21 protein-coding genes are annotated in these 19,716 nt (G+C 39.7%); 10 read left to right on the plus strand and 11 right to left on the minus strand.

The genetic code is table 11. The annotated features are described in order from the left end of the window. Positions 1-16 precede the first annotated feature (16 nt). The 8 genes from D0S24_RS06455 to D0S24_RS06490 form a co-directional block, all read right to left on the minus strand. Positions 17-712: an OmpA family protein gene (locus D0S24_RS06455; RefSeq protein ID WP_117019033.1), complete on the minus strand. Its 696-nt coding sequence runs from the start codon at positions 710-712 to the stop codon at positions 17-19. Positions 713-984: 272 nt separating this feature from the next. Next, positions 985-1,479 (minus strand): lipocalin family protein, encoded by a 495-nt coding sequence (locus D0S24_RS06460; RefSeq protein WP_117019336.1) that lies wholly within the window; start codon positions 1,477-1,479, stop codon positions 985-987. Positions 1,480-1,821: 342 nt separating this feature from the next. Further along, entirely contained in the window at positions 1,822-2,202 is a 381-nt protein-coding gene (locus tag D0S24_RS06465; protein ID WP_117019034.1) for a hypothetical protein, read from the minus strand. Next, the gene (locus D0S24_RS06470; RefSeq protein WP_117019035.1) at positions 2,202-2,621 is read right to left on the minus strand and encodes a GreA/GreB family elongation factor; all 420 of its coding nucleotides are present in this window, start codon (positions 2,619-2,621) and stop codon (positions 2,202-2,204) included. The genes D0S24_RS06465 and D0S24_RS06470 overlap by 1 nt, the downstream gene beginning before the upstream one ends. A gap of 23 nt (positions 2,622-2,644) precedes the next feature. Continuing rightward, the gene (locus tag D0S24_RS06475) at positions 2,645-3,928 is read right to left on the minus strand and encodes a Glu/Leu/Phe/Val dehydrogenase (RefSeq protein WP_117019036.1); all 1,284 of its coding nucleotides are present in this window, start codon (positions 3,926-3,928) and stop codon (positions 2,645-2,647) included. 360 nt (positions 3,929-4,288) lie between these two features. Further along, positions 4,289-5,623 carry a sigma-54 dependent transcriptional regulator gene (locus D0S24_RS06480; RefSeq protein WP_117019337.1) on the minus strand — a complete coding sequence of 445 codons (1,335 nt, stop codon included), beginning with the start codon at positions 5,621-5,623 and terminating at the stop codon, positions 4,289-4,291. A 4-nt stretch (positions 5,624-5,627) separates the two neighbouring features. Next, the gene (locus tag D0S24_RS06485; protein ID WP_251795730.1) at positions 5,628-6,740 is read right to left on the minus strand and encodes a sensor histidine kinase; all 1,113 of its coding nucleotides are present in this window, start codon (positions 6,738-6,740) and stop codon (positions 5,628-5,630) included. Between the two features lie 83 nt (positions 6,741-6,823). Then, on the minus strand, positions 6,824-8,800 hold the full coding sequence (locus D0S24_RS06490) for a thiamine pyrophosphate-dependent enzyme (RefSeq protein ID WP_251795731.1): 1,977 nt from the start codon (positions 8,798-8,800) through the stop codon (positions 6,824-6,826). 129 nt (positions 8,801-8,929) lie between these two features. Between D0S24_RS06490 and D0S24_RS06495 the strand changes: the two genes are divergently transcribed. From D0S24_RS06495 to D0S24_RS06520, 6 genes are all read left to right on the plus strand, one after another. Beyond that, complete coding sequence (locus D0S24_RS06495; protein ID WP_117019340.1) at positions 8,930-9,880, plus strand: isopenicillin N synthase family oxygenase; 951 nt, start codon at positions 8,930-8,932, stop codon at positions 9,878-9,880. Positions 9,881-9,957: 77 nt separating this feature from the next. After that, positions 9,958-10,563 (plus strand): DinB family protein, encoded by a 606-nt coding sequence (locus D0S24_RS06500; protein ID WP_117019037.1) that lies wholly within the window; start codon positions 9,958-9,960, stop codon positions 10,561-10,563. A 110-nt stretch (positions 10,564-10,673) separates the two neighbouring features. Continuing rightward, the gene (locus D0S24_RS06505; RefSeq protein WP_117019038.1) at positions 10,674-11,003 is read left to right on the plus strand and encodes a translation initiation factor; all 330 of its coding nucleotides are present in this window, start codon (positions 10,674-10,676) and stop codon (positions 11,001-11,003) included. 73 nt (positions 11,004-11,076) lie between these two features. Beyond that, positions 11,077-12,009: a DUF1835 domain-containing protein gene (locus D0S24_RS06510; RefSeq protein WP_117019039.1), complete on the plus strand. Its 933-nt coding sequence runs from the start codon at positions 11,077-11,079 to the stop codon at positions 12,007-12,009. A 1-nt stretch (position 12,010) separates the two neighbouring features. Then, the gene (locus D0S24_RS06515) at positions 12,011-12,889 is read left to right on the plus strand and encodes a nucleoside phosphorylase (protein ID WP_117019040.1); all 879 of its coding nucleotides are present in this window, start codon (positions 12,011-12,013) and stop codon (positions 12,887-12,889) included. A 281-nt stretch (positions 12,890-13,170) separates the two neighbouring features. Next, entirely contained in the window at positions 13,171-14,025 is an 855-nt protein-coding gene (locus D0S24_RS06520) for a substrate-binding domain-containing protein (RefSeq protein WP_117019041.1), read from the plus strand. A 45-nt stretch (positions 14,026-14,070) separates the two neighbouring features. On the opposite strand, the gene D0S24_RS06525 is transcribed toward D0S24_RS06520, so the two are convergent. Together D0S24_RS06525 and D0S24_RS06530 are read right to left on the minus strand one after the other, a co-directional pair. Continuing rightward, a complete protein-coding gene (locus D0S24_RS06525; RefSeq protein ID WP_117019042.1) occupies positions 14,071-14,487 on the minus strand; it encodes a response regulator in 417 nt (138 codons plus the stop codon). A 210-nt stretch (positions 14,488-14,697) separates the two neighbouring features. Then, positions 14,698-15,363 (minus strand): uracil-DNA glycosylase, encoded by a 666-nt coding sequence (locus D0S24_RS06530; protein ID WP_117019043.1) that lies wholly within the window; start codon positions 15,361-15,363, stop codon positions 14,698-14,700. A 208-nt stretch (positions 15,364-15,571) separates the two neighbouring features. On the opposite strand from D0S24_RS06530, the gene D0S24_RS06535 reads away from it, so the two are divergent. The 3 genes from D0S24_RS06535 to D0S24_RS06545 are packed head-to-tail and all read left to right on the plus strand — an operon-like array spanning position 15,572 to position 17,129. Further along, positions 15,572-16,135, plus strand: coding sequence for an RNA polymerase sigma factor (locus tag D0S24_RS06535; RefSeq protein WP_408912542.1), 564 nt, complete (start codon positions 15,572-15,574; stop codon positions 16,133-16,135). A gap of 33 nt (positions 16,136-16,168) precedes the next feature. After that, positions 16,169-16,687 (plus strand): hypothetical protein, encoded by a 519-nt coding sequence (locus D0S24_RS06540; RefSeq protein ID WP_117019044.1) that lies wholly within the window; start codon positions 16,169-16,171, stop codon positions 16,685-16,687. Next, positions 16,677-17,129, plus strand: coding sequence for a hypothetical protein (locus D0S24_RS06545; RefSeq protein ID WP_147321433.1), 453 nt, complete (start codon positions 16,677-16,679; stop codon positions 17,127-17,129). The genes D0S24_RS06540 and D0S24_RS06545 overlap by 11 nt, the downstream gene beginning before the upstream one ends. Positions 17,130-17,383: 254 nt before the next feature. Here D0S24_RS06545 and D0S24_RS06550 read toward each other — a convergent pair whose 3' ends face one another. Next, entirely contained in the window at positions 17,384-18,415 is a 1,032-nt protein-coding gene (locus tag D0S24_RS06550; RefSeq protein WP_117019342.1) for a VPS10 domain-containing protein, read from the minus strand. A 71-nt stretch (positions 18,416-18,486) separates the two neighbouring features. Between D0S24_RS06550 and D0S24_RS06555 the strand changes: the two genes are divergently transcribed. After that, the gene (locus tag D0S24_RS06555; RefSeq protein WP_117019046.1) at positions 18,487-19,716 is read left to right on the plus strand and encodes an RsmB/NOP family class I SAM-dependent RNA methyltransferase; all 1,230 of its coding nucleotides are present in this window, start codon (positions 18,487-18,489) and stop codon (positions 19,714-19,716) included.

Consider the following 19,716-nt stretch of genomic DNA (forward strand, 5'->3'; position numbering starts at 1 on the left):
TATAAAAAAGCCTTATTTATTGCTTTGCATTTTGAAGGGCCTCCTGCTTTAAAGCTTCATTGGCTACGATAACCAGTTCTACCCTACGGTTTTTGGCCTTACCGGCTGAAGTACTGTTATCGGCCTTGGGTTGTGTCTCACCATACCAGGTGGTGGTCAACCTACCCCCTGAAATACCATTGGTCACAAGATAATTGGTTACGGACTGCGCCCTCTGTTTGGATAAATTAAGATTATAATCATCTGGGCCTGCACTGTCGGTATGGCCTTCCACCAATATATTGGTATCGGGATACTCCTTTAAAATTCCTACCATTCTATCCAATGTTGTTGCTGAAGTACCCTTTACATCGGATTTATTGGTATCAAAATAAACCCCTGCATCCTCATTAAAGGTTACATTAATTCCTTCACCTACCCTAGTGACCTCGGCACCTGGAATCTCTTCTTCGATCTGTTCTGCCTGTCGGTCCATTCTATCACCGATATAACCACCGGCAACGCCTCCAACTACGGCTCCAATGATTGCTCCTAAGGCCGTATTATTACCTTTTCCAACATTGTTGCCCAGCACACCCCCAATTACCGCTCCGCCGGCAGCACCTGTTGCGGCACCCCTTTGTTTATGATTGGTGTTCTTCACTGCCTGGCAGCTACTAAAGGTTGCAAGAATAATCATTACCGATAAACTACTTACTATTATTTTTTTCATATGTAGATATTTATTGTTTTTTAGTGGTCATACCTGCCCTACTACATCGTTCAGGCGGGTGTAATTCGCATATCCTCATTTGGGTTTGCCCGCCAGAATGAATCTTTCGGGCTGGCGACCCAATTTTGGTCATGCTCATTTCATACGTTTAAATTGTTTAATGTTAATCCCAAAAACTCTTAGGACGATTACCTCTTTTTTATAAACAGCAATCATGCCAAGTCCGGTTTATCCGTTTATGGGCACGAATATATCTTCTGGGTCAGAATTGATTAAGGTAGGTCGTTTTTTGTAAATTCATAGACTACGGTCAACGGTTGCCCCTCCACAGCCACTTTTGAGGTCATTCTCAACTGTTGATCGGTTAGTTGCTCTATGTCCAACCTATATCCAAGACCCCCGGAAATATCCTTGTATTTATCATCGATAAACTTAAATTGCAACTGACTGGTCATCCCAGGTCTATCCACAACGGACCAACGTATAAAGCGTTCAGCACCATCACAATTGGTACCATTGCCCAACATATAGCTACCGGTACTATTATTGTTTCTAAAAAACCAGGTACTACCTTCAAAACAAGAGGCATCGGAATCATTAAAAAGCACCGATTCGAATTTTCCCTGCCCCCCTTGATAGGAAACACTGTTCAAGATCCAGTTACCGCTCAATACACTTCTGTCCTGTCTTGCCGCCTTGGAAACAGAACAGGAGGTAACAAAACCTGTTACCAACAATAGTGTAAATACAAGTTTTCTTAAATGCATAATTTTCATATTTATAATTTGAAGATATATACGTTGAAAGTGCAAAAAAAGGATGTGTCACTGCTCTTTATCACAAATATTAAACTTAAAGGCTTAAGGCACAGAATGCTCCAATACACCTATTTCTTCAAAAATATAACATATGGCCACAATTGCGTTGCTCATATAAAAAAATGATTGACTATTATCCCAAAAGGCGTTCAGTGTCAAAAACACTGGGTGGCGGTCCAATTATTTTGAAATAGTTCCTAAAAAAGCAAGGGAAAGCGTTGCTTTCCCTTGCGCATTAACAGCCAAAACTCTAATATTAAAACCAACAAACAGACTGCTAACAAAACAACCTTATAATTTCACCAAAATTCGTGTAAATAATTCTTCCTTCAATTTGTGGGACACCTTTAAAAGGCCCGTATACAGATTGCGATATTCTTCATGTTTGTTTACATAGTATATATCGCACTCCATATCATCACATTCATGTAAATTGTTCAAAGAACTCTTATACCTGTAGAAAACGCCAAGATGTAATTTATTTTCCAAAGTCAATTCTTTCAGATCCCTGACCATATCTTCGTCATTCGTCAATTTCCTGGCAATATTGATCAAAATTTCGATCTCTTGTCCATTGGCTACAAGATGGTCTATCCAATTGCCCAACTCCAGGGTATCTTTTTTGGCTATTAACCTATCGTCCGAATCATGCTCAAAAAACACTTCCATCATTACAATAATATATTGGAATTAATAGTGCTATGTTCTTGCTTTACATCCGTAACCTTCAGGGTTTGCTCCCCGTTCCTAAACTCCCAAACAATATCGTCCCCTTTGGCATATCCAATAACCGCTGCTCCCATGGGAGTCAAAATTGAAATTTTGCTATTCTTGAAATCGCCTTGGGAAGGAATTACCAATTGGAATTGTTTGGACCATCCATTAGTTGCCTGTATGGTAACTATAGAGTTGAACCTTATAACATCTCCGGGCATTTCCTCCTCATTATGAACCACTGCCGAAGCTAACTCGTCCGTCAATTTTTCAATGGAATTCTTATACGTATTATCCGTATAAAATCCGGATACATTTACAAGACGCTTTAAAAACACGAACTCCTTCTTCTCCAGTACTAAATTTCCGTACTTCATTATGCTGTATTTTTTATATTAATTTATGGAAATATCCCTCTTTGGACATAAGCCCTTTCAATTCTCTCAATAGCAATGATATAGGCGGCGGTCCTCATATCCCCATCCCTGTTTTCTGCCTCTTCATATACCTTTTTAAAAACTTCTTTCATCTTCTTTTCCAGTTTGGCCAATACCTCCTCCAGTGACCACAATTCACCATTTCTATTTTGCAACCATTCAAAATAACTGCCTATAACCCCTCCGGAATTGCAAAGGATATCCGGTATAATGCCTACCCCATTTTTCAATAATATCTCCTCAGCTTCCACATCGGTTGGTCCGTTTGCCCCTTCCGCTATTAAAAATGCCTTGATCTTTGCTGCGTTCCCAGCGGTAATTTGATTTCCCAAGGCGGCAGGAATGCATATATCGCAATCCAATTCAAAAAATTGGTCCTTGTCCACAGCCTCTGCCAAGGGATAACCCACAATACTCCCCTTATTGCCCTGCAAATATTGGTACAACTTGGATACCTCGATTCCATAGCCGTTGGCAATACTACCATAGGCATCCTGTACCCCCACCAATTTAGCGCCCTCATTTTCCAAAAAATAGGAGGTCCAATAACCCACATTACCAAAACCCTGGACAATAAACCTCTTGTTCCCCAGGTCTACCTTTTTCTTTTCGGCCCACAATTTTATATTCAGAAAAACACCGTAGCCCGTAGCCCTGTCCCTGCCTTCAGAACCTCCGGAACCCAAGGGTTTTCCGGTTACCACGTGCTGGTTTTTAGACCTTTCGGCCGGTGGTTTTGTAGACATATACGTATCTACGATCCAAGCCATGGTCTGCGAATTTGTATTAACATCCGGAGCGGGAATATCGTGTTCCGGACCAATATTGTCGCCCAATGCATATGTAAATCTTCTTGTAATCCTTTCCAATTCCGCATTGGAATATTTGAAAGGATCAATTTGAATCCCTCCCTTGGCACCACCATACGGCAGACCTGCCAAAGAGGTTTTCCAGGTCATCCACATTGCAAGTGCTTTTGCCGCATCTATATCTACTGTAGGGTGATAACGCAATCCTCCCTTGTATGGCCCTAGAGCATTATTGTGCTGTACCCGATATCCTGTAAAGACCTCAACATCCCCATTATCCATTTTAACAGGGAAATGTATTAGTAATTCATTATTGGTTATGCTAAGTATTTTTCTAATATTACTATTTAGGTTGATTATATCGGCAGCATGATTGAACTGACGCATCACGTTTTCCAGCATGCCCTGTTTCAAATTTGTTTTAGATTTTGTAATCATAAATTTCTGTTTAGAACAATCTCACTTCATTCTTAAAAATCATATGGTTTTCTCGAGATAATGCCCTTGAATCCGCTGATTCAAATTCATTGCAATTCCATATACGCTTTTTATTTTTTGTAAGTACACATGTTCTGAAATACTCACAACTTGGACATAAACTAGTGCTGTTTCCCATAACCGTGTATTTTAATAACTCAGTAATGGCAACTAGGGTGCCATAAAACGAAAGCGTTATAATTATTCAACACAAATAATTGTTAGTCAATTATTTACGATTAAAAAAAGGCTGTTCACTTGAAGAAATATATGGGATTTACTCCCCGGATGAGTAAAAAACTCCCACAGGAAACCAAGGAATTATTGTATTTTTTGGCGCAGTGTTTTGCGATCTATCTGTAGAATTTCCGCTGCTTTGGATTTATTATGGCCGGTGGCCTCCAGTACCTTTTGGATGTATTTTTTCTCAACCTCCCTTAAGGGCAATAGCTGGTCTTCAGGAAAATCTATCTTATATTTCAAGTTATTGGGCAAATTGTCGATTTCAATTCTTTTGTCGCACATTATAACCGCTCTCTGAATTACGTTTTCCAGTTCCCTAATATTTCCCGGCCAAGGGTACCTTTCCAAAAGCTCCAAGGCCTCGGGTGCAATGGTAATTAACCTATCCTTATATTCCACTCCATATTTTAGAAGAAATTTGTTCATCAACAAGGGAATATCCTCTTTTCGATCCCGGAGGGGAGGAACATTGATTTCTACCACGGTTAACCTATAATAAAGATCTTCCCTGAACATTTTTTTCTGCACTTGGGAATACAAATTGCTATTGGTGGCCGCAATTACCCGTATGTCTATTTTTTCCGACTTTTGGGATCCTACCTTCACCACTTCCTTTTCCTGCAATGCCCTTAACAATTTGGACTGGACGGACAGGGAAGCGTTGCCTATTTCATCCAAGAACAGGGTTCCTTTGTCCGCAGCCTGAAAAAAACCGTTGCGATTTTCATTGGCACCCGTAAATGCTCCTTTGGCATAACCAAAAAGCTCGGCCTCCAATAGACTTTCGGGTATAGCGCCGCAATTCACTGCGACAAATGGTGCTCTGGAAAATTTCCCCATATAATGTACGGAACGGGCCACCAATTCCTTACCGGTGCCGCTTTCCCCATTGATCAATACCGTTGCCTTGTTATCTTTAACCCTATCTATGATATCGGTCACTTTTTTTAAGGCCTCGGAGCTACCAATGAGCTCCCCATAAGCATCCACTTTATTTATTTTTTGGTCTGAACGGACGTTGGAAACGGCCCTGTCCGTGGAATTGCCCAAAAATGATTTTAGCACCGCCTGTTTTAATTCCTCCTTGGTAAAAGGTTTCACCAAATAATCCAAGGCACCGGACTTTAGAACGCTCATGGCGTCATCTACCGAAGGATAGCCGGTAACCACTAATTTTGGCAACTTGGGATAATGTTCGGAAACATATTTTACCAACTGTAGTCCATCCACATCCGGCATTTTAAGATCCGTAATCAAAAGGTCTATTTTGGAATCCTTTAGGATCACTAGGGCCTCCTTAACGGAAACCGCTTTATAGGTGTGGTAATTAAAGGATTGAAGGTGCCTATGGATCAATTCCAAAATATTTAGATCATCATCTACGATCAATACATTTTCTTTATTAAGACCCATAATTTTAATTTTTTGGAAATTCAACGGTAAATATAGCCCCTTTAGGTATGTTGGATCTATACTTTATTGTTCCTTTATGACTTTTAACTATCCCGTGTACCACACTTAACCCCAATCCGGAACCCTCACCAACGGGTTTGGTACTGTAAAATGGTTCAAAGATCCTATCCCTAATCTTGGGGTCTATACCCGGTCCTTCATCCGTTATGACAATTTCGATATTCTTATGGATCTCTTTTACCACTATTTTGATCTTGCCCTTGACCGGAGAAAAATATATGGCATTGAGCACCAAATTAAAAATAACCTGTGTCAATTGAATGGTATCCACCTTTAAGAAAATGGGTTGCCCGCTCAAATTGAGTTCGGTAACAATTTTCTTTTTCTTAATACTGGGTTCCATTAAGTTTAAGGCATTGACAATAATGGGGCCTATATTGACCATGGACATTTGTTGGGGCATTTCGCAGGCAAAGAACATGAGCTTTTTTACCACTTCCCTGGAAAATATGGCACTATTAATTATTTTATCAACATCTTTTGAGGCCTGGGTGTCCTGTGTTATCCTAATCTTCAATAATTCTGCAAATCCAAGGATATTCGCCAAAGGGGTATTTAGTTCATGGGCGATCCCCGCAGTAATCTCACCTAAAATGCCTAAGCGATCCGCCCTTTCCATTTTACGTTTTATAATAATCTCGTTGTCCTTGATCTGTTTTCTTTCCAAAAGATTTCCGACCTCCAAGCATACATTTTGAAGTAATTTTTCTTCTTCCAGCAAAAAATCATCTTCGCTATATTTTGCTCTGGGATAGGCCACTTGTATTTCACCTACCTGTTTATTAAAAACCTTTACACTGCACTTGAGGGATACTGGATCATCAGGAAAATCCTTGGTCACTATTTGGTATTCGTCCGTAATGAGTTTCACTTGGGCGGCCTCACTAAAAAGCCAGGCCTTCTGCAAGCAATGCATAATGCCCTTTAGCGCATCCTCGACCTGATCATAGTCGCAATTCACAATTATGGAGGTTACTTCATACAAACATGTAAGCTCCTTTATACGTTCCTTAAGTTTTTCTTCCGCTGTAATCATGGGCATATAGATCCAATTCATTATCTAGTTAATGGCCAATACCTTGCCTTTGTCGGCAGGCAGGTATATAATTTCATTAGATAGTTCAGTTTTTGGAGAGGTATTCAATAATTTAATAAATTTAAAAGCGCATGTACGAATCTTTCTTTGGGCAAATAATTATTTTCTAAATTTTTCGCAAAAGGAATAGGCGTTTCCAAACTGGCTACCCGTTTTACAGGGGCATCCAAATACTCAAAACAGTTTTCCATTACCATGGCGGAAATATCACTGGCCACTCCCCCGAACAAACTATCCTCCTGCAAGATAATAAGTTTACCGGTCTTTTTTACCGAGGTAAAGATCGTACCCATATCCATAGGTTGCAGGGTCCTTAGATCTATCAGATCGGCCTTTACCTCCGGATGATCATTTAGTGCATCCAAAGCCCAATGTACGCCCAAGCCATAAGAAACCACTGTAATATCCGTACCTTCCCTTAACAGGGACGCCTTACCAAATGGCAACGTATAATACCCCTCGGGCACCTCTTGGTAAATATTCCTATATAATCCTTTATGTTCAAAAAACAAAATTGGGTTGGGATCATTAATGGAAGTCGCCAAAAGGCCCTTGGCATCATAAGGAAAGGCAGGATAGACCACTTTTAACCCGGGAGTCTTCGTAAACCAGGCTTCATTGGTCTGGGAATGAAAAGGTCCTGCCCCCATCCCTGCCCCACAGGGCATCCTTATTACAACATCCGCATGCTCCCCCCAACGGTAGTGTACCTTGGCCAAATAATTTACAACTGCGTTAAATCCGGTACTTATGAAGTCCGAAAACTGCATTTCCACTACGGATTTTATACCGTTTATAGAAAGGCCCATTGCTGCCGAAACCACTGCCGATTCGCATATTGGGGTATTTCTTACCCGGTCTTTCCCGAAGGCCTCCACAAAGCCCTCGGTAATCTTGAACACTCCGCCATAATCCGCAATATCCTGCCCCATCAAGACCAATTCATTATGCCTTTCCATAGACTGTTTCAATCCCTGGGAAACAGCATCGACCAACCTGATGTTTTTAGTTATGGAATTATGATCAACTTGCTGATAATCAAATTCTTTATATACATCCTTTAATTCCTTTGTTTCATCTACTTCAATTTCCTTCTCCGTAAAGGCCTTTTTGAGATGGTAATCAATTTCCTTATATATTTCATTTTTAAGGGTTTCTATTAAAAGATCTGAAAGGATCTTTTCCTCCAAAAGAAAGTTTTCGAAATTTACAATGGGATCCTTTTCCTCCCAGGCATCCAATAATTGCTGCGGGACATATTTGGTACCACTGGCCTCCTCATGGCCGCGCATCCTAAAGGTCTTGAATTCCAATAAAACAGGTCTGGGGGTTTTCCGCATGCTCCGGCAAATAGAATCTACCTGGGAGTATACTTCCATAATATTGTTCCCATCCAAAATATGGGATTCCATTCCATAACCCACACCCTTATCCGCCAAATTTTCACATCTGTATTGTTCGCTTGTTGGAGTGGACAAGCCGTAACCGTTGTTTTCGATACAGAACAAAACGGGCAGGTTCCATACCGCAGCAAGATTTAAGGCCTCGTGAAAATCCCCTTCACTTGTACCTCCTTCACCCGTAAAGACCGCGGTTACCCTATTATTCCGTTTCAGAAGGTCTGCAAGGGCTATTCCGTCGGCTACCCCTAACTGGGGGCCTAAATGGGAGATCATCCCTACAATTTTATATTCTTGGGTTCCAAAATGAAAACTTCTATCCCTGCCATTGGTAAAGCCGCTTGCCTTGCCCTGCCATTGGGTGAAAAGTCGGTACAATGGTATATTTCTGGTGGTAAAAACGCCAAGATTACGGTGCATGGGCAAGATGTATTCATCAGGCCTTAAGGCGCTGGTAACCCCAACCGATATGGCCTCCTGTCCTATACCGCTAAACCATTTGGTAATTTTTCCCTGACGTAGAAGAACCAACATCTTCTCCTCTATCAAACGCGGTTTTAGCATTCGTTGATAAAGTTTCAATTGCATGGACTTATCAACGCTATCTCCTTTGTACTCCATGTTATTTTTTTATTCCTTTTCACTTAATTAATTTATAAATGTAACAAAAACAAAAAAAACAAAGTGGAATAATATTTCAAGAAGATTGGCCATATTTATTAACTTTGAGGTTATTAAAAATCCATGATGATGAGTGCAATTCCAAGTGTAGATCTTGAAGATTTTATATCCCACGACAATAAAAGAAAAGAAAAATTCATTGAAGAAATAGGCAGTGCTTTCGAGAATATTGGCTTCGTTGCCTTAAGAGGCCATTTTTTGTCCGAAAAATTGGTGAACGATCTCTATGCCGAAATCAAGGATTTTTTTAACCTACCCCAAGAAATAAAGGATAAATATGAAATTCCCGGAATTGGGGGGCAAAGGGGATATACTTCCTTTGGAAAAGAACATGCCAAGGGAAAAAAGGAAGGGGATTTAAAGGAATTTTGGCATTTTGGACAGTATGTGGAAAATAATCCAAAGTTGGAAAAGGAATATCCGGCCAATGTGATGGTCCAGGAATTGGCCAATTTCAACACCACCGGCAAGGAAGCCTATAAAATGTTGGAAAAAACGGCCCAATTTGTCCTACGTGCACTTGCCCTTCATTTAGAGCTGCAGGAAACCTACTTTGATGGGTATATTAAAAATGGGAATTCCATTTTAAGGCCAATACATTACCCGCCTATTCAACAAGAGCCTAAAAATGCCGTTAGGGCAGCTGCCCATGGGGATATAAATTTAATTACCTTATTGATGGGCGCCCATGGCAAGGGACTTCAGGTAAAAAACCATGAAGGGCATTGGATAGATGCCATTGCCCGGCCGGATGAATTAATGATCAATGTAGGGGATATGCTTTCCCGATTAACAAACAATAAATTAAAATCTACCATACACCAAGTGGTTAATCCTCCCAAGGAACTTTGGGGTACTTCCAGGTATTCCGTACCGTTTTTTATGCATCCCATTAGCGAAATGCCCTTAAATTGTTTGGAGAATTGTGTGGACAAGGACCATCCAAAACAATTTGGGGATATTACCGCTGGCGAGTATCTGTACGAAAGACTTATCGATCTAGGCTTAATTACCAAGTAGGCCATAATTGGTATAAGCATAATTATTGTCTATGGCGTTGAACAATATTCAATATCAAACATTTAATCTATGACACTATGAAAAAAGTAATTTTACCAATCGTATTATTGGCGGTTTTGGCATTTGGAGTATTTAAATCTACACTAACGGATGCCGAAAGGGAATTTGCAGTAAAGGAAATGACAGATTCCCATGATCATTTATTAAACACTTTGGAAGGCTTAAGTGAGGTACAGCTTAATTTCAAGGCAACGGACGATTCTTGGTCCATAGCCGAATGCGCCGAACACATTACCATTTCGGAAAACATGATCTTTGGCATGCTTCAGGGTACTTTGGCCAATGAGGCAGACCCTTCCAAGCGTTCAGAAGTTAAAGTTACGGACGAGGAACTAATTGCCATGATAGAGGACCGTAGCCATAGGGTAAAAACTGGCGAGGCTTTTGAACCATCCGGGAAATATGGTAGTTTTGAAGAAACTGTGGAGGAATTTAAATCCAAGAGAAAGGAACATATAGAATATGTTAAAATTACCCAGGATGATCTTCGAAACCGTTATCAACAGCTCCCCTTTGGAACTGTGGATGCCTATCAAATACTTTTGTTCATGTCCGGACATACGGAAAGACATATTGCACAAATGGAAGAAATAATGGATGACAAGGACTTCCCAATGGAATAATTAACACCTAATTAAAGAGACCCATTCCAACCAAAAATTCAATTTATGGGGAATGGGTTTTAATTTTTTGCACTGAAATATTATTTTAGCATAACTTTTTAGAATTTACAATGGACTTAAAGGATCAATTGAAGAATCTATTTCCGGATCACGAGCCAAGGGAGGAGGAGGATAAAAAAGATATGGAAAGTGGAATTTGGCTACAGGATGAACCTATTGTCTGCAAGTATGAAAAAAGAAAGGGAAAACCAATTACCATTTTGGAGGGGTATACCGGGGCGGATGAAGATTTTAAAAAATTGGCGAAGGAGCTTAAGACCAAACTTAACGTAGGCGGAAGTTTTAAGAACAATTCCATAATCATTCAAGGAGATTATAGAGATAAAATAATGGCCATTTTAAAAGAAAAAGGATTCAAAGTAAAACGTGTTGGAGGTTAGATTTTTGTTAATTATTTTTTGATATTAAGATAAAACACTACATTTATTAGCCACAACCTAAACCACCATTATAATGAGTTCCCAATTACACATAACAGACGGTGATATACTCACCAACAAATTAAGTACCCTGAAATTGGAAGGGGATATTATTACTTGGCGTGAAATGTTATGTGAGGGCAAGACGGAAACCAGTGTTGGCAGTGAATCATTTTGGAAAACCAGGTTCGAGTTCCTAAATAAAAACTATAAAGTTTCCAAATCTTGGTTTATCGATAAGACCTTAAAAGAATACCGCACCCTTTGTAATCATAAACAGGAAGACCGTATTGTACTTTGGTTCGATTTCGATCTTTTTGATCAGATAAATATGTTGGCGGTAATTAGTTGGTTAAAGACACATAGACCTTATGCCGAAATCTCTTTGGTATCCAGTGAAGCAGAGAAAAATTCCGTTGACATAACAGGTCTAGGAGAACTTGATGCTGAACAACTGCGCAAATTATACACCAACCGCACTCTTTTAACCCAGGACGATATTGAATATGCGGATTATGTATGGCAGTTATATTGCAGCGATAATCCCATTAGATTAGAGAACTTAAAAGATTTTGATAGTTTTCAATTCTCCCATTTATCCGGTGCCATTGAAGCCCATTTAATGCGTTTCCCGACCATTAGAAATGGCCTCAATGAAGTGGAGAACAATATTTTGAGATTGGCCCGTAGTGCCAAACCAAAGACCAAGCTGGAATTACTGAACACCGTTCTAAGAAATCAGGGACGTTATGGTTTTGGTGATACACAGTACGATCGGGTAATGACCAAGTTAAAGCCTCTTTTTACCAATTTCAACCCTGTTAAACTTTCAAAAAAAGGGATGGAGATACTGGAAGGAAAAACCAGTTATTATTCCTGTATCCAAGAGAATGATGCCTATTTGGGAGGAGCCTTAAAATATAATTTCCTTTATAACTCTGAAACGAACCGCATACTAAAATTGTAAAATGAAAATTGGTTCTTCTGAGCTAATATTAAACGCAGACCGTAGCGTATACCACCTTAATTTATTTCCCAAAGACTTAGCAGACATCGTAATAACCGTTGGTGATCCGGATAGGGTACGTCTGGTGTCACAGTATTTTGATGAAATTGAACTAAAAAAAGGAAAGCGGGAATTTCTTACCCATACCGGATGGCTTAACAATAAACGTATTTCTGTAATTTCCACGGGTATAGGTACGGACAATATAGATATTGTTTTAAATGAGCTGGATGCCTTGGTCAATATAGATTTTGAAACCAGGACCATAAAAAAGGACAAAAAGCGACTGGATATTATTCGTATAGGCACTTCAGGTACCATTCAGCCCAATATTCCCGTAGATTCTTTCTTGTTGAGCGAATATGCAATTGGTCTGGACAGCCTTTTGCATTTTTACGACAGTGCCCATATTCAGCACCCCAGGATTCAACAAGCTTTTCTGGAACAGACCGATTGGCCGAAAGATAGGTCCGCTCCCTATGTGGTAGAATATGACAAAGATCTGGGGAGCCTTTTCATCTCGGACAAAATACAGCTTGGATTCACCGCCACCAATGTTGGATTCTATGGTCCCCAAGGCAGAAGTTTACGGTTAAAATTGCAGGATGAAAACATGAATGCCAAACTGGCCGGTTTTAATTACAATAATAAACGAATTACAAATTTGGAAATGGAAACCTCTGGAATATATGGCTTGGCAAAATTATTGGGACACCGGGCCGTTTCCCTAAACTGTATTCTGGCAAACAGGTCCAGTGGAGAGTTTTCATCACGGCCGGATTGGGCCATGGATGAACTAATTAAATACACGATGGGCAAAATAGCCAAAAGCAGTTTATAGGTTAAATGTTTAAAGTTCAAGGTTTAAGGTTTGAAGTGAAAAAAAATTATGGCATTGGGTCGAAATCGCTGCATGTAAAAGTGAGTATTGAATAGTGTGAATCGAGAGTCTGGATTCTGGAGCCTAGATACCGATGGAGGCTTTTGTTGAAAGTTTAAAGCTCACACTCCACAAACCTGAAACTTAACCTTGAACTTTCAACTTTGAAACATTGAATATTGGACCAGAATCCTCTGCCCACCATGGACCACCAAAGTTTATAAAAACAAAAAATATCGGATATGAAAAATGTTAATATTATAGGCGTTCCCGAACACTTCAATTTCCCATGGCAATTGGCTATAGAGGAAGGCGCTTTTGAAGCCCGTGGAATAAACATAAAATGGAAGGATATCCCGGAAGGAACCGGTAAAATGGTGCAATTGTTAAAGGATAACAAAACTGATTTGGCCATTATACTCACCGAGGGGATTATAAAAAGTATAACCGAGGGGAACCCCTCAAAAATAGTACAGGAATATATAGCAACCCCCCTCCTATGGGGAATCCATGTAGCGGCTAAAAGTAATTATCGGACCTTGGGCGATCTAAAGAACAAAACAGCCGCCATAAGCAGATATGGGAGTGGCAGCCACCTAATGGCCTACGTGAACGCCCAAGGCCAATCTTGGGATACCAAAGAATTAAAATTTGAGGTAGTCGACAATTTGGATGGAGCGGTGGCCAGTTTAACGGAAGGCAGGGCCGATTATTTTATGTGGGAACGTTTTACCACAAAACCCCTGGTAGATCAGGGAGTATTTAGAAGAATTGCAGATTGCCCAACGCCATGGCCTTGTTTCGTAATTGCCGCTACGGATAAATTTATAACTGAAAATCCGGGAACCTTGGCACATATATTGGAAACCATCAATATATATACCTCAGATTTTAAACAAATCCCCAGCATAGACCGGACCTTGGCCAATAGGTATAAACAGCAACTGGAGGATATTAAACATTGGTTGTCCCTAACGCAATGGGGACATAGGAATATCAGCAAACAGAATTTGGAATTGGCACAAAATACCCTGAAGGACCTAAGGCTTATTGAAAAGGTGGTTTCAAATACGGAAATAGTATATATGGCCACTTAGACAGTCTCTTAAACAAACACATTTCCCCTTTGATGGCTGACTGAGCTACTCGCAAAAATAAGTTTGGATAATGCTTCTGAAATTGATATCCGACAAAGGTTTATTAAGGCATTCCTTGACCCGGGGATTGGATAGTGCCCTGTACGTTACTTCTTCACTACCATTGGCCGTTAAAACGGCTATTACAATTTTTTCCTTTTCCTCTTTTCTAAAAAGAATATCAAAAGCCTCCAAGAATTGCCATCCGTTCATTATTGGCATTTCAATGTCCAAAATTAAAAGAAAACTTCCCTGGTCTATATCATTAATATTGGCCTCAATAAAATCCAAAGCTCTATGACCATCCGTAACAGTATCAATTTCAAGGTCAGGAATCAGTTTTTTTAAAAATAGTTTATTTAGCATATTGGTCGTTCCGTCGTCATCAACCAATAAGACCCATTTTAATCTAGTAGAATTCATTAACCTATTAATATTTAATATCACAATTGTCGGCCCAAGCGCTTAAATACCGAATAAAAAAAACACAAATATAGATTTAGTTAGCACTTCATATTCCCTTTTGGAAAAAAAATTAATATAAATGTTCTTTCTTAGGCTGGTATTGATTAAAATAATGGAATCGTACGGATAGGTCATGGCCATATAACTGTTTGGCGAAAAAATTTCAGGTCACCAATTAATTGGTTGTTTTCCATTTTCCAATAATATTTTATTCGTTTTACTGAAGTGCTTGTTCCCAAACCAGTACCCTCTGTTGGCACTCAAGGGAGAAGGATGTCCGGAAGTCAAAATATAATGTTTCTTAGTGTCTATCAATTTCGACTTCTTCTTTGCGAAACCTCCCCACAACAAAAATACCAATCCCTCCTTTTCATTGGATAATTTTTGGATAACGGTATCCGTAAAACGCTCCCACCCTTTTTTTTGGTGACTACCGGCTTCATGCGCCCTTACCGTTAAGATGGCATTCAACAAAAATACACCTTGATTGGCCCAATGTTCCAAATTTCCATCTTCGGGGTAGGCTTTCCCCAAATCCGATTCAATTTCCCGAAAAATGTTGACCAGAGAGGGTGGATGTGCTACACCCCTACTTACGGAAAAACAAAGTCCGTTGGCCTGATTTGGGCCGTGATAGGGGTCCTGACCAATAATAACCACCTTGGTTTTCTCCAAATGGCAATGGTTAAAAGCAGCAAAAATGTGGCTCTCCCTAGGATAGCATGTATGCTTGGTATATTCCTGTTGGACAAACATCATTAACGATTTATAATAAGGCTTGTTATCTTCGCCATGTAAAAGCCCGTGCCAACTATCGTGCAAACCAGAGATCACTTATAATTTCATTTTATAATCGTTAAAGATACTATGGATACCTTTTTGCAAGGAATACCATCAAAAATAGTTAAAAAACAGAAATGATTATCTTTAAAATGCTGTAAACTAAAAAATAAGGCGGTAGTTAAACTTGTTTACCTTTGCAAAGAGAGGTCAAGAATAATAAAGCTATAAATAAACCTTTTTCAATTTTTATAGTCCTATAATGGAACTTAAGTCCGAAATATTGATTGGCGAAGAAACTTTAATAATTCAATTAAAGCAAAAGGACCATCAGGCCAAGGCCTTTGAGCTGCTGATAGGCACATACAAGGAGCGTCTGTATTGGCATATTAGACGAATTGTATTGAATCATGATGACACCGATGATGTGTTGCAAAATACTTTTATAAAGGTTTTTAGAAATATCGATGGCTTTAAAGGTGATAGTAAGTTGTATTCCTGGATCTATAGGATAGCCACCAATGAAGCTCTGTCTTTTTTAAAATCCAAATCACAAAAACTACAGATCAATAATCAGGAGTTAATGGGCAAGGCGGTAGAGGGGCTAAGGGCAGATGTATATTTTGAAGGGGATGAAATTCAGCTCAAACTACAAATGGCCATTGCAACGCTGCCCGAAAAGCAAAAATTAATTTTTAATATGAAATATTTTCAGGAAATGAAGTATGAAGAGATTTCAGAAATTTTAGAGAGCTCCATAGGTGGATTAAAAGCTTCCTACCATTTGGCATCAAAAAAGATCGAAACTTTTTTGAAAGAAAATTAAACCTTTTAAATCGCTCAATGTCAAACTATTGAAATGGATAAACTAAATAAAAATAATAGCTTTAAGATCCCTGATGGGTATTTTGATACCTTGCCCTATGATATAATGAACCGGATTGCCAAGGAAGGTTATCCCGTTCCTTCAAATGAAGGGTTCAAAATTCCGGAAGGTTATTTTGAGACTTTCAACAGCAGGCTATTGACCCAACTGAAAAACAACCCAACAGAGACTAGGATTATCCCATTGAAACCAAATAAAAAATACTATTATACCGCTGCCTCGGTAGCTGCGGTTATATTACTTTTTATTGCAATCCAATGGTATGGAAATATGGCGCCATCCTATTCGGATTTGGCCAATTCGGACATTGAACATTATTTTGAATTTAACGACTTGGAACTTTCATCCCAAGATTTGGCGGAAATACTTCCAATTCATGATTTGAACTTGAACGATATTCTAGAAAATAGATTGGATAATGAAAATATCATAGATTATATAGATTCCCATATTGAAGATTTTGAAGAATTAAATATGCACAATGATGAATAGAAAAATAAAAATATTGGCCCCTCTACTGTTCCTTTTTGCTACACTGTCCTTAAGTGCACAGGAAAAACAGGACTGGGAAAAAATAAAGTCACTTAAAGTAGCATTCATTACCGAAAAATTGAACCTCACATCAAAAGAGGCCCAGAGCTTTTGGCCCATATACAACCAACATCAAGCCGAAAAAGAAGGATTCTATAGGGAAGATCGCTTTGAAATAGGTAGCGAGATTAAAAAACTGGACGCGCTTTCGGACGCACAGGCCGAAGAGCTTCTTGTTCGTATGCAAAGATTGGAAGGAGAAAAATATAAAGCGGAAAAATCCTATATCGAAAAGGTATCCAAAACAATTTCAGCCAAAAAGACCATTTTGTTGATGCGTTCGGAAGAGGATTTTAAACGTCAACTCCTTAAACAATATAAGCAGGGAAAGGGTAATAGGTAATTTATATCCTAACTCCAAATAAAAGGGCATCCAATAAACTGCCTCTTCACCGAGCCTACGGGGTCTCATAAGCATTACCTCTGCATTAAAAGAACCAAGATATAGGCCACGCCTACCTATAGCCCCCCCCACGGTAGTGCCCTGTCTGTGTCCGACAAAGGCAGGACCGTCCTAAAGGCACTTTTAGATTTGTATTTTAAATATAATCTATTATGATGATGGTGAAAAGAGGGGGTCCGGGGAAATTGGATTTTTCAGCGAAAAATAAGTTTGGCAATCCTGTCCTTTCCTGCTGCATATGCAATGGAGTCGTTCATAAACCTAAGGGTATAAAAGGACTCATTGGAAAGTTGTTTCCAGGTTTCGCCACTATCAAAAGAATAGGCAACACCCTCAAAGCCAATGGCAATCAATGACTTTCCCATGGAATTTGGCACAAATTGCACACAGCTTCTATAATTAGGGAGTTTACCATTGGCGATCAGTTTCCAAGTCCTGCCACCATCCATTGTTACCGCCTTGTTGCCCTTATTATTTTTCGGATCGGTATAGTCTCCTCCAAAAACAATGCCTGTATTTTCATCATAAAAATCGATGGAAAAGATACCTTGTGTAGGTTTTTCGCTTGTGATAGGGGTTTTTATAACCTCCCAAGTAAATCCTTTATCATAGGTAATATAAACATTTCCATGTGTCGTTGCTATCCACGCCTTAGTACCCAAGGTCTTGATATTGGTATTACTGGCTACAAAGGCTCCCTCTCCTGTTTCCGATTTTGGCAAAGAGGAACATGGTATCTTTTTCCAAGTATTGCCGCCATCCCTGGTAATGATAATAGATAGGCACCCATCCAAACTGTCCCCAACGGCGATGCCTTCCTGCTCGTTCCAAAAGGTCATGGCATCATAGAATACCCCCTCACCCCCTTCCCTGTACACCAATTCCATATTGCCCTTTCCACCGGTCTTGTACAGCAAGGCCGGATTACCTATCGAAAGCATAAAAAAATCGGTAGAGTTCTGTGCTACTGCCCTAAATTCCGGAAGAATGCTATCATATTTTTGGGTATTTACCCTTACTTTGCTGAACCCGAGGTCCAGCAAACCAAAAGCGCCCTTATTGGCCGCGAATGCAATATTGCCGCCATCCATAATTTGGATTGCCCTAAAGCTTAATGAATCGGTATAAATATTCTCTATTTTTACGGTGTTGAACGTTCTCCCTTCCTCCATTTCAGAACATGCTCCCAAAATAGATAGCATTAGAATTGCCAAATAATTGCGCATACTTATAATTTTTCCCAAAAATAAGGGGAATAGGTTCTAATACAATACCTTTGCAATCTTAATTTTTAAAAATGCGATTACATAGAAATCTAGTGTTTGCGGTTGTTGATGCGTTAAATTATATATTTAATGAAGGTGAATATGCAGATAAGGTGGTAGAAAAAGTATTAAAATACGACAAGCGATGGGGTGCCCGCGACAGAGGATTTATTGCAGAAACTACTTATGAATTGGTACGTTGGAGGCGATTGTACGCAGAAATAGCCGAAGTTAAGGCCCCATATAGTAGACAAAACCTATTTAGAATGTTCGCCGTTTGGGCGGTTCTTAAGGGCATTAAACTGCCGGACTGGAAGCAAATTGAACCAACACCGGAAAGAAGGATCAAAGGAAAATTTGATGAGCTCTCCAAAATAAGGAAATTTAGGGAATCCGTACCGGATTGGATGGACGAGCTATGTGCTAAAGCCTTGGGGGAAGCACTTTGGACCAAAGAGATCCATGCCCTAAATGAGCAGGCGGAAGTAATCTTAAGGGTAAACACCCTAAAAACAACCAAGGATAATTTAAGTAGTGTTCTCCACGAAGTCGGGATTGAAACAGAATCGATAAAAGGGTATCCCGATGCATTGAGGCTAAAGGAGCGTTCAAATGTGTTTCTTACGGATGCCTTTAAAAATGGCTGGTTTGAAGTACAGGATGCCTCCTCCCAATTGGTAGCCCCATTTTTGGACGTTAAACCTGGCCAACGTGTGGTCGATACCTGCGCCGGGGCCGGTGGAAAAACACTTCATTTGGCCGCATTAATGGAAAATAAGGGGCAGCTAATAGCACTGGATATTTATGGCAATAAACTTAAGGAATTAAAAAGAAGGGCCAAACGGGATGGTGCACATAATGTGGAGGCCAGGGCCATAGATTCTACCAAGGTCATCAAGAAACTATACGATACCGCAGATAGGGTACTCATTGATGCCCCCTGTACAGGATTGGGGGTCCTAAAAAGAAATCCGGATGCCAAGTGGAAATTGCAACCCGATTTCCTGGATAAAATAACGGTTACACAACAACAAATCCTTCAGGATTATAGTCGCATCGTAAAGCCCGGGGGGAAATTGGTCTATGCCACTTGCTCTATATTGCCGCAGGAAAACATTCAGCAAGTAAAAAAATTCCTCGGTTCCGATGCCGGTAAGGACTTTAGTCTTATCAAGGATAGTAATATTTATGCCTGCAAAACCGGATTTGACGGATTCTACATGGCCCTTTTGGAAAAAAAGCTCTTAGAAAAGAAGGAATAA

Source organism: Arenibacter sp. P308M17 (assembly GCF_003426735.1).
Lineage (GTDB): Bacteria > Bacteroidota > Bacteroidia > Flavobacteriales > Flavobacteriaceae > Arenibacter.

What these genes read in the sequence shown, in the direction of transcription:
- D0S24_RS06455 (WP_117019033.1), bottom strand. Translation starts at nt 712, where the DNA reads ATGAAAAAAATAATAGTAAGTAGTTTATCGGTAATGATTATTCTTGCA.
- D0S24_RS06460 (WP_117019336.1), bottom strand. Translation starts at nt 1,479, where the DNA reads ATGCATTTAAGAAAACTTGTATTTACACTATTGTTGGTAACAGGTTTT.
- D0S24_RS06465 (WP_117019034.1), bottom strand. Translation starts at nt 2,202, where the DNA reads ATGATGGAAGTGTTTTTTGAGCATGATTCGGACGATAGGTTAATAGCC.
- D0S24_RS06470 (WP_117019035.1), bottom strand. Translation starts at nt 2,621, where the DNA reads ATGAAGTACGGAAATTTAGTACTGGAGAAGAAGGAGTTCGTGTTTTTA.
- D0S24_RS06475 (WP_117019036.1), bottom strand. Translation starts at nt 3,928, where the DNA reads ATGATTACAAAATCTAAAACAAATTTGAAACAGGGCATGCTGGAAAAC.
- D0S24_RS06480 (WP_117019337.1), bottom strand. Translation starts at nt 5,623, where the DNA reads ATGGGTCTTAATAAAGAAAATGTATTGATCGTAGATGATGATCTAAAT.
- D0S24_RS06485 (WP_251795730.1), bottom strand. Translation starts at nt 6,740, where the DNA reads ATGAATTGGATCTATATGCCCATGATTACAGCGGAAGAAAAACTTAAG.
- D0S24_RS06490 (WP_251795731.1), bottom strand. Translation starts at nt 8,800, where the DNA reads ATGGAGTACAAAGGAGATAGCGTTGATAAGTCCATGCAATTGAAACTT.
- D0S24_RS06495 (WP_117019340.1), top strand. Translation starts at nt 8,930, where the DNA reads ATGAGTGCAATTCCAAGTGTAGATCTTGAAGATTTTATATCCCACGAC.
- D0S24_RS06500 (WP_117019037.1), top strand. Translation starts at nt 9,958, where the DNA reads ATGAAAAAAGTAATTTTACCAATCGTATTATTGGCGGTTTTGGCATTT.
- D0S24_RS06505 (WP_117019038.1), top strand. Translation starts at nt 10,674, where the DNA reads ATGGACTTAAAGGATCAATTGAAGAATCTATTTCCGGATCACGAGCCA.
- D0S24_RS06510 (WP_117019039.1), top strand. Translation starts at nt 11,077, where the DNA reads ATGAGTTCCCAATTACACATAACAGACGGTGATATACTCACCAACAAA.
- D0S24_RS06515 (WP_117019040.1), top strand. Translation starts at nt 12,011, where the DNA reads ATGAAAATTGGTTCTTCTGAGCTAATATTAAACGCAGACCGTAGCGTA.
- D0S24_RS06520 (WP_117019041.1), top strand. Translation starts at nt 13,171, where the DNA reads ATGAAAAATGTTAATATTATAGGCGTTCCCGAACACTTCAATTTCCCA.
- D0S24_RS06525 (WP_117019042.1), bottom strand. Translation starts at nt 14,487, where the DNA reads ATGAATTCTACTAGATTAAAATGGGTCTTATTGGTTGATGACGACGGA.
- D0S24_RS06535 (WP_408912542.1), top strand. Translation starts at nt 15,572, where the DNA reads ATGGAACTTAAGTCCGAAATATTGATTGGCGAAGAAACTTTAATAATT.
- D0S24_RS06540 (WP_117019044.1), top strand. Translation starts at nt 16,169, where the DNA reads ATGGATAAACTAAATAAAAATAATAGCTTTAAGATCCCTGATGGGTAT.
- D0S24_RS06545 (WP_147321433.1), top strand. Translation starts at nt 16,677, where the DNA reads ATGATGAATAGAAAAATAAAAATATTGGCCCCTCTACTGTTCCTTTTT.
- D0S24_RS06550 (WP_117019342.1), bottom strand. Translation starts at nt 18,415, where the DNA reads ATGCGCAATTATTTGGCAATTCTAATGCTATCTATTTTGGGAGCATGT.
- D0S24_RS06555 (WP_117019046.1), top strand. Translation starts at nt 18,487, where the DNA reads ATGCGATTACATAGAAATCTAGTGTTTGCGGTTGTTGATGCGTTAAAT.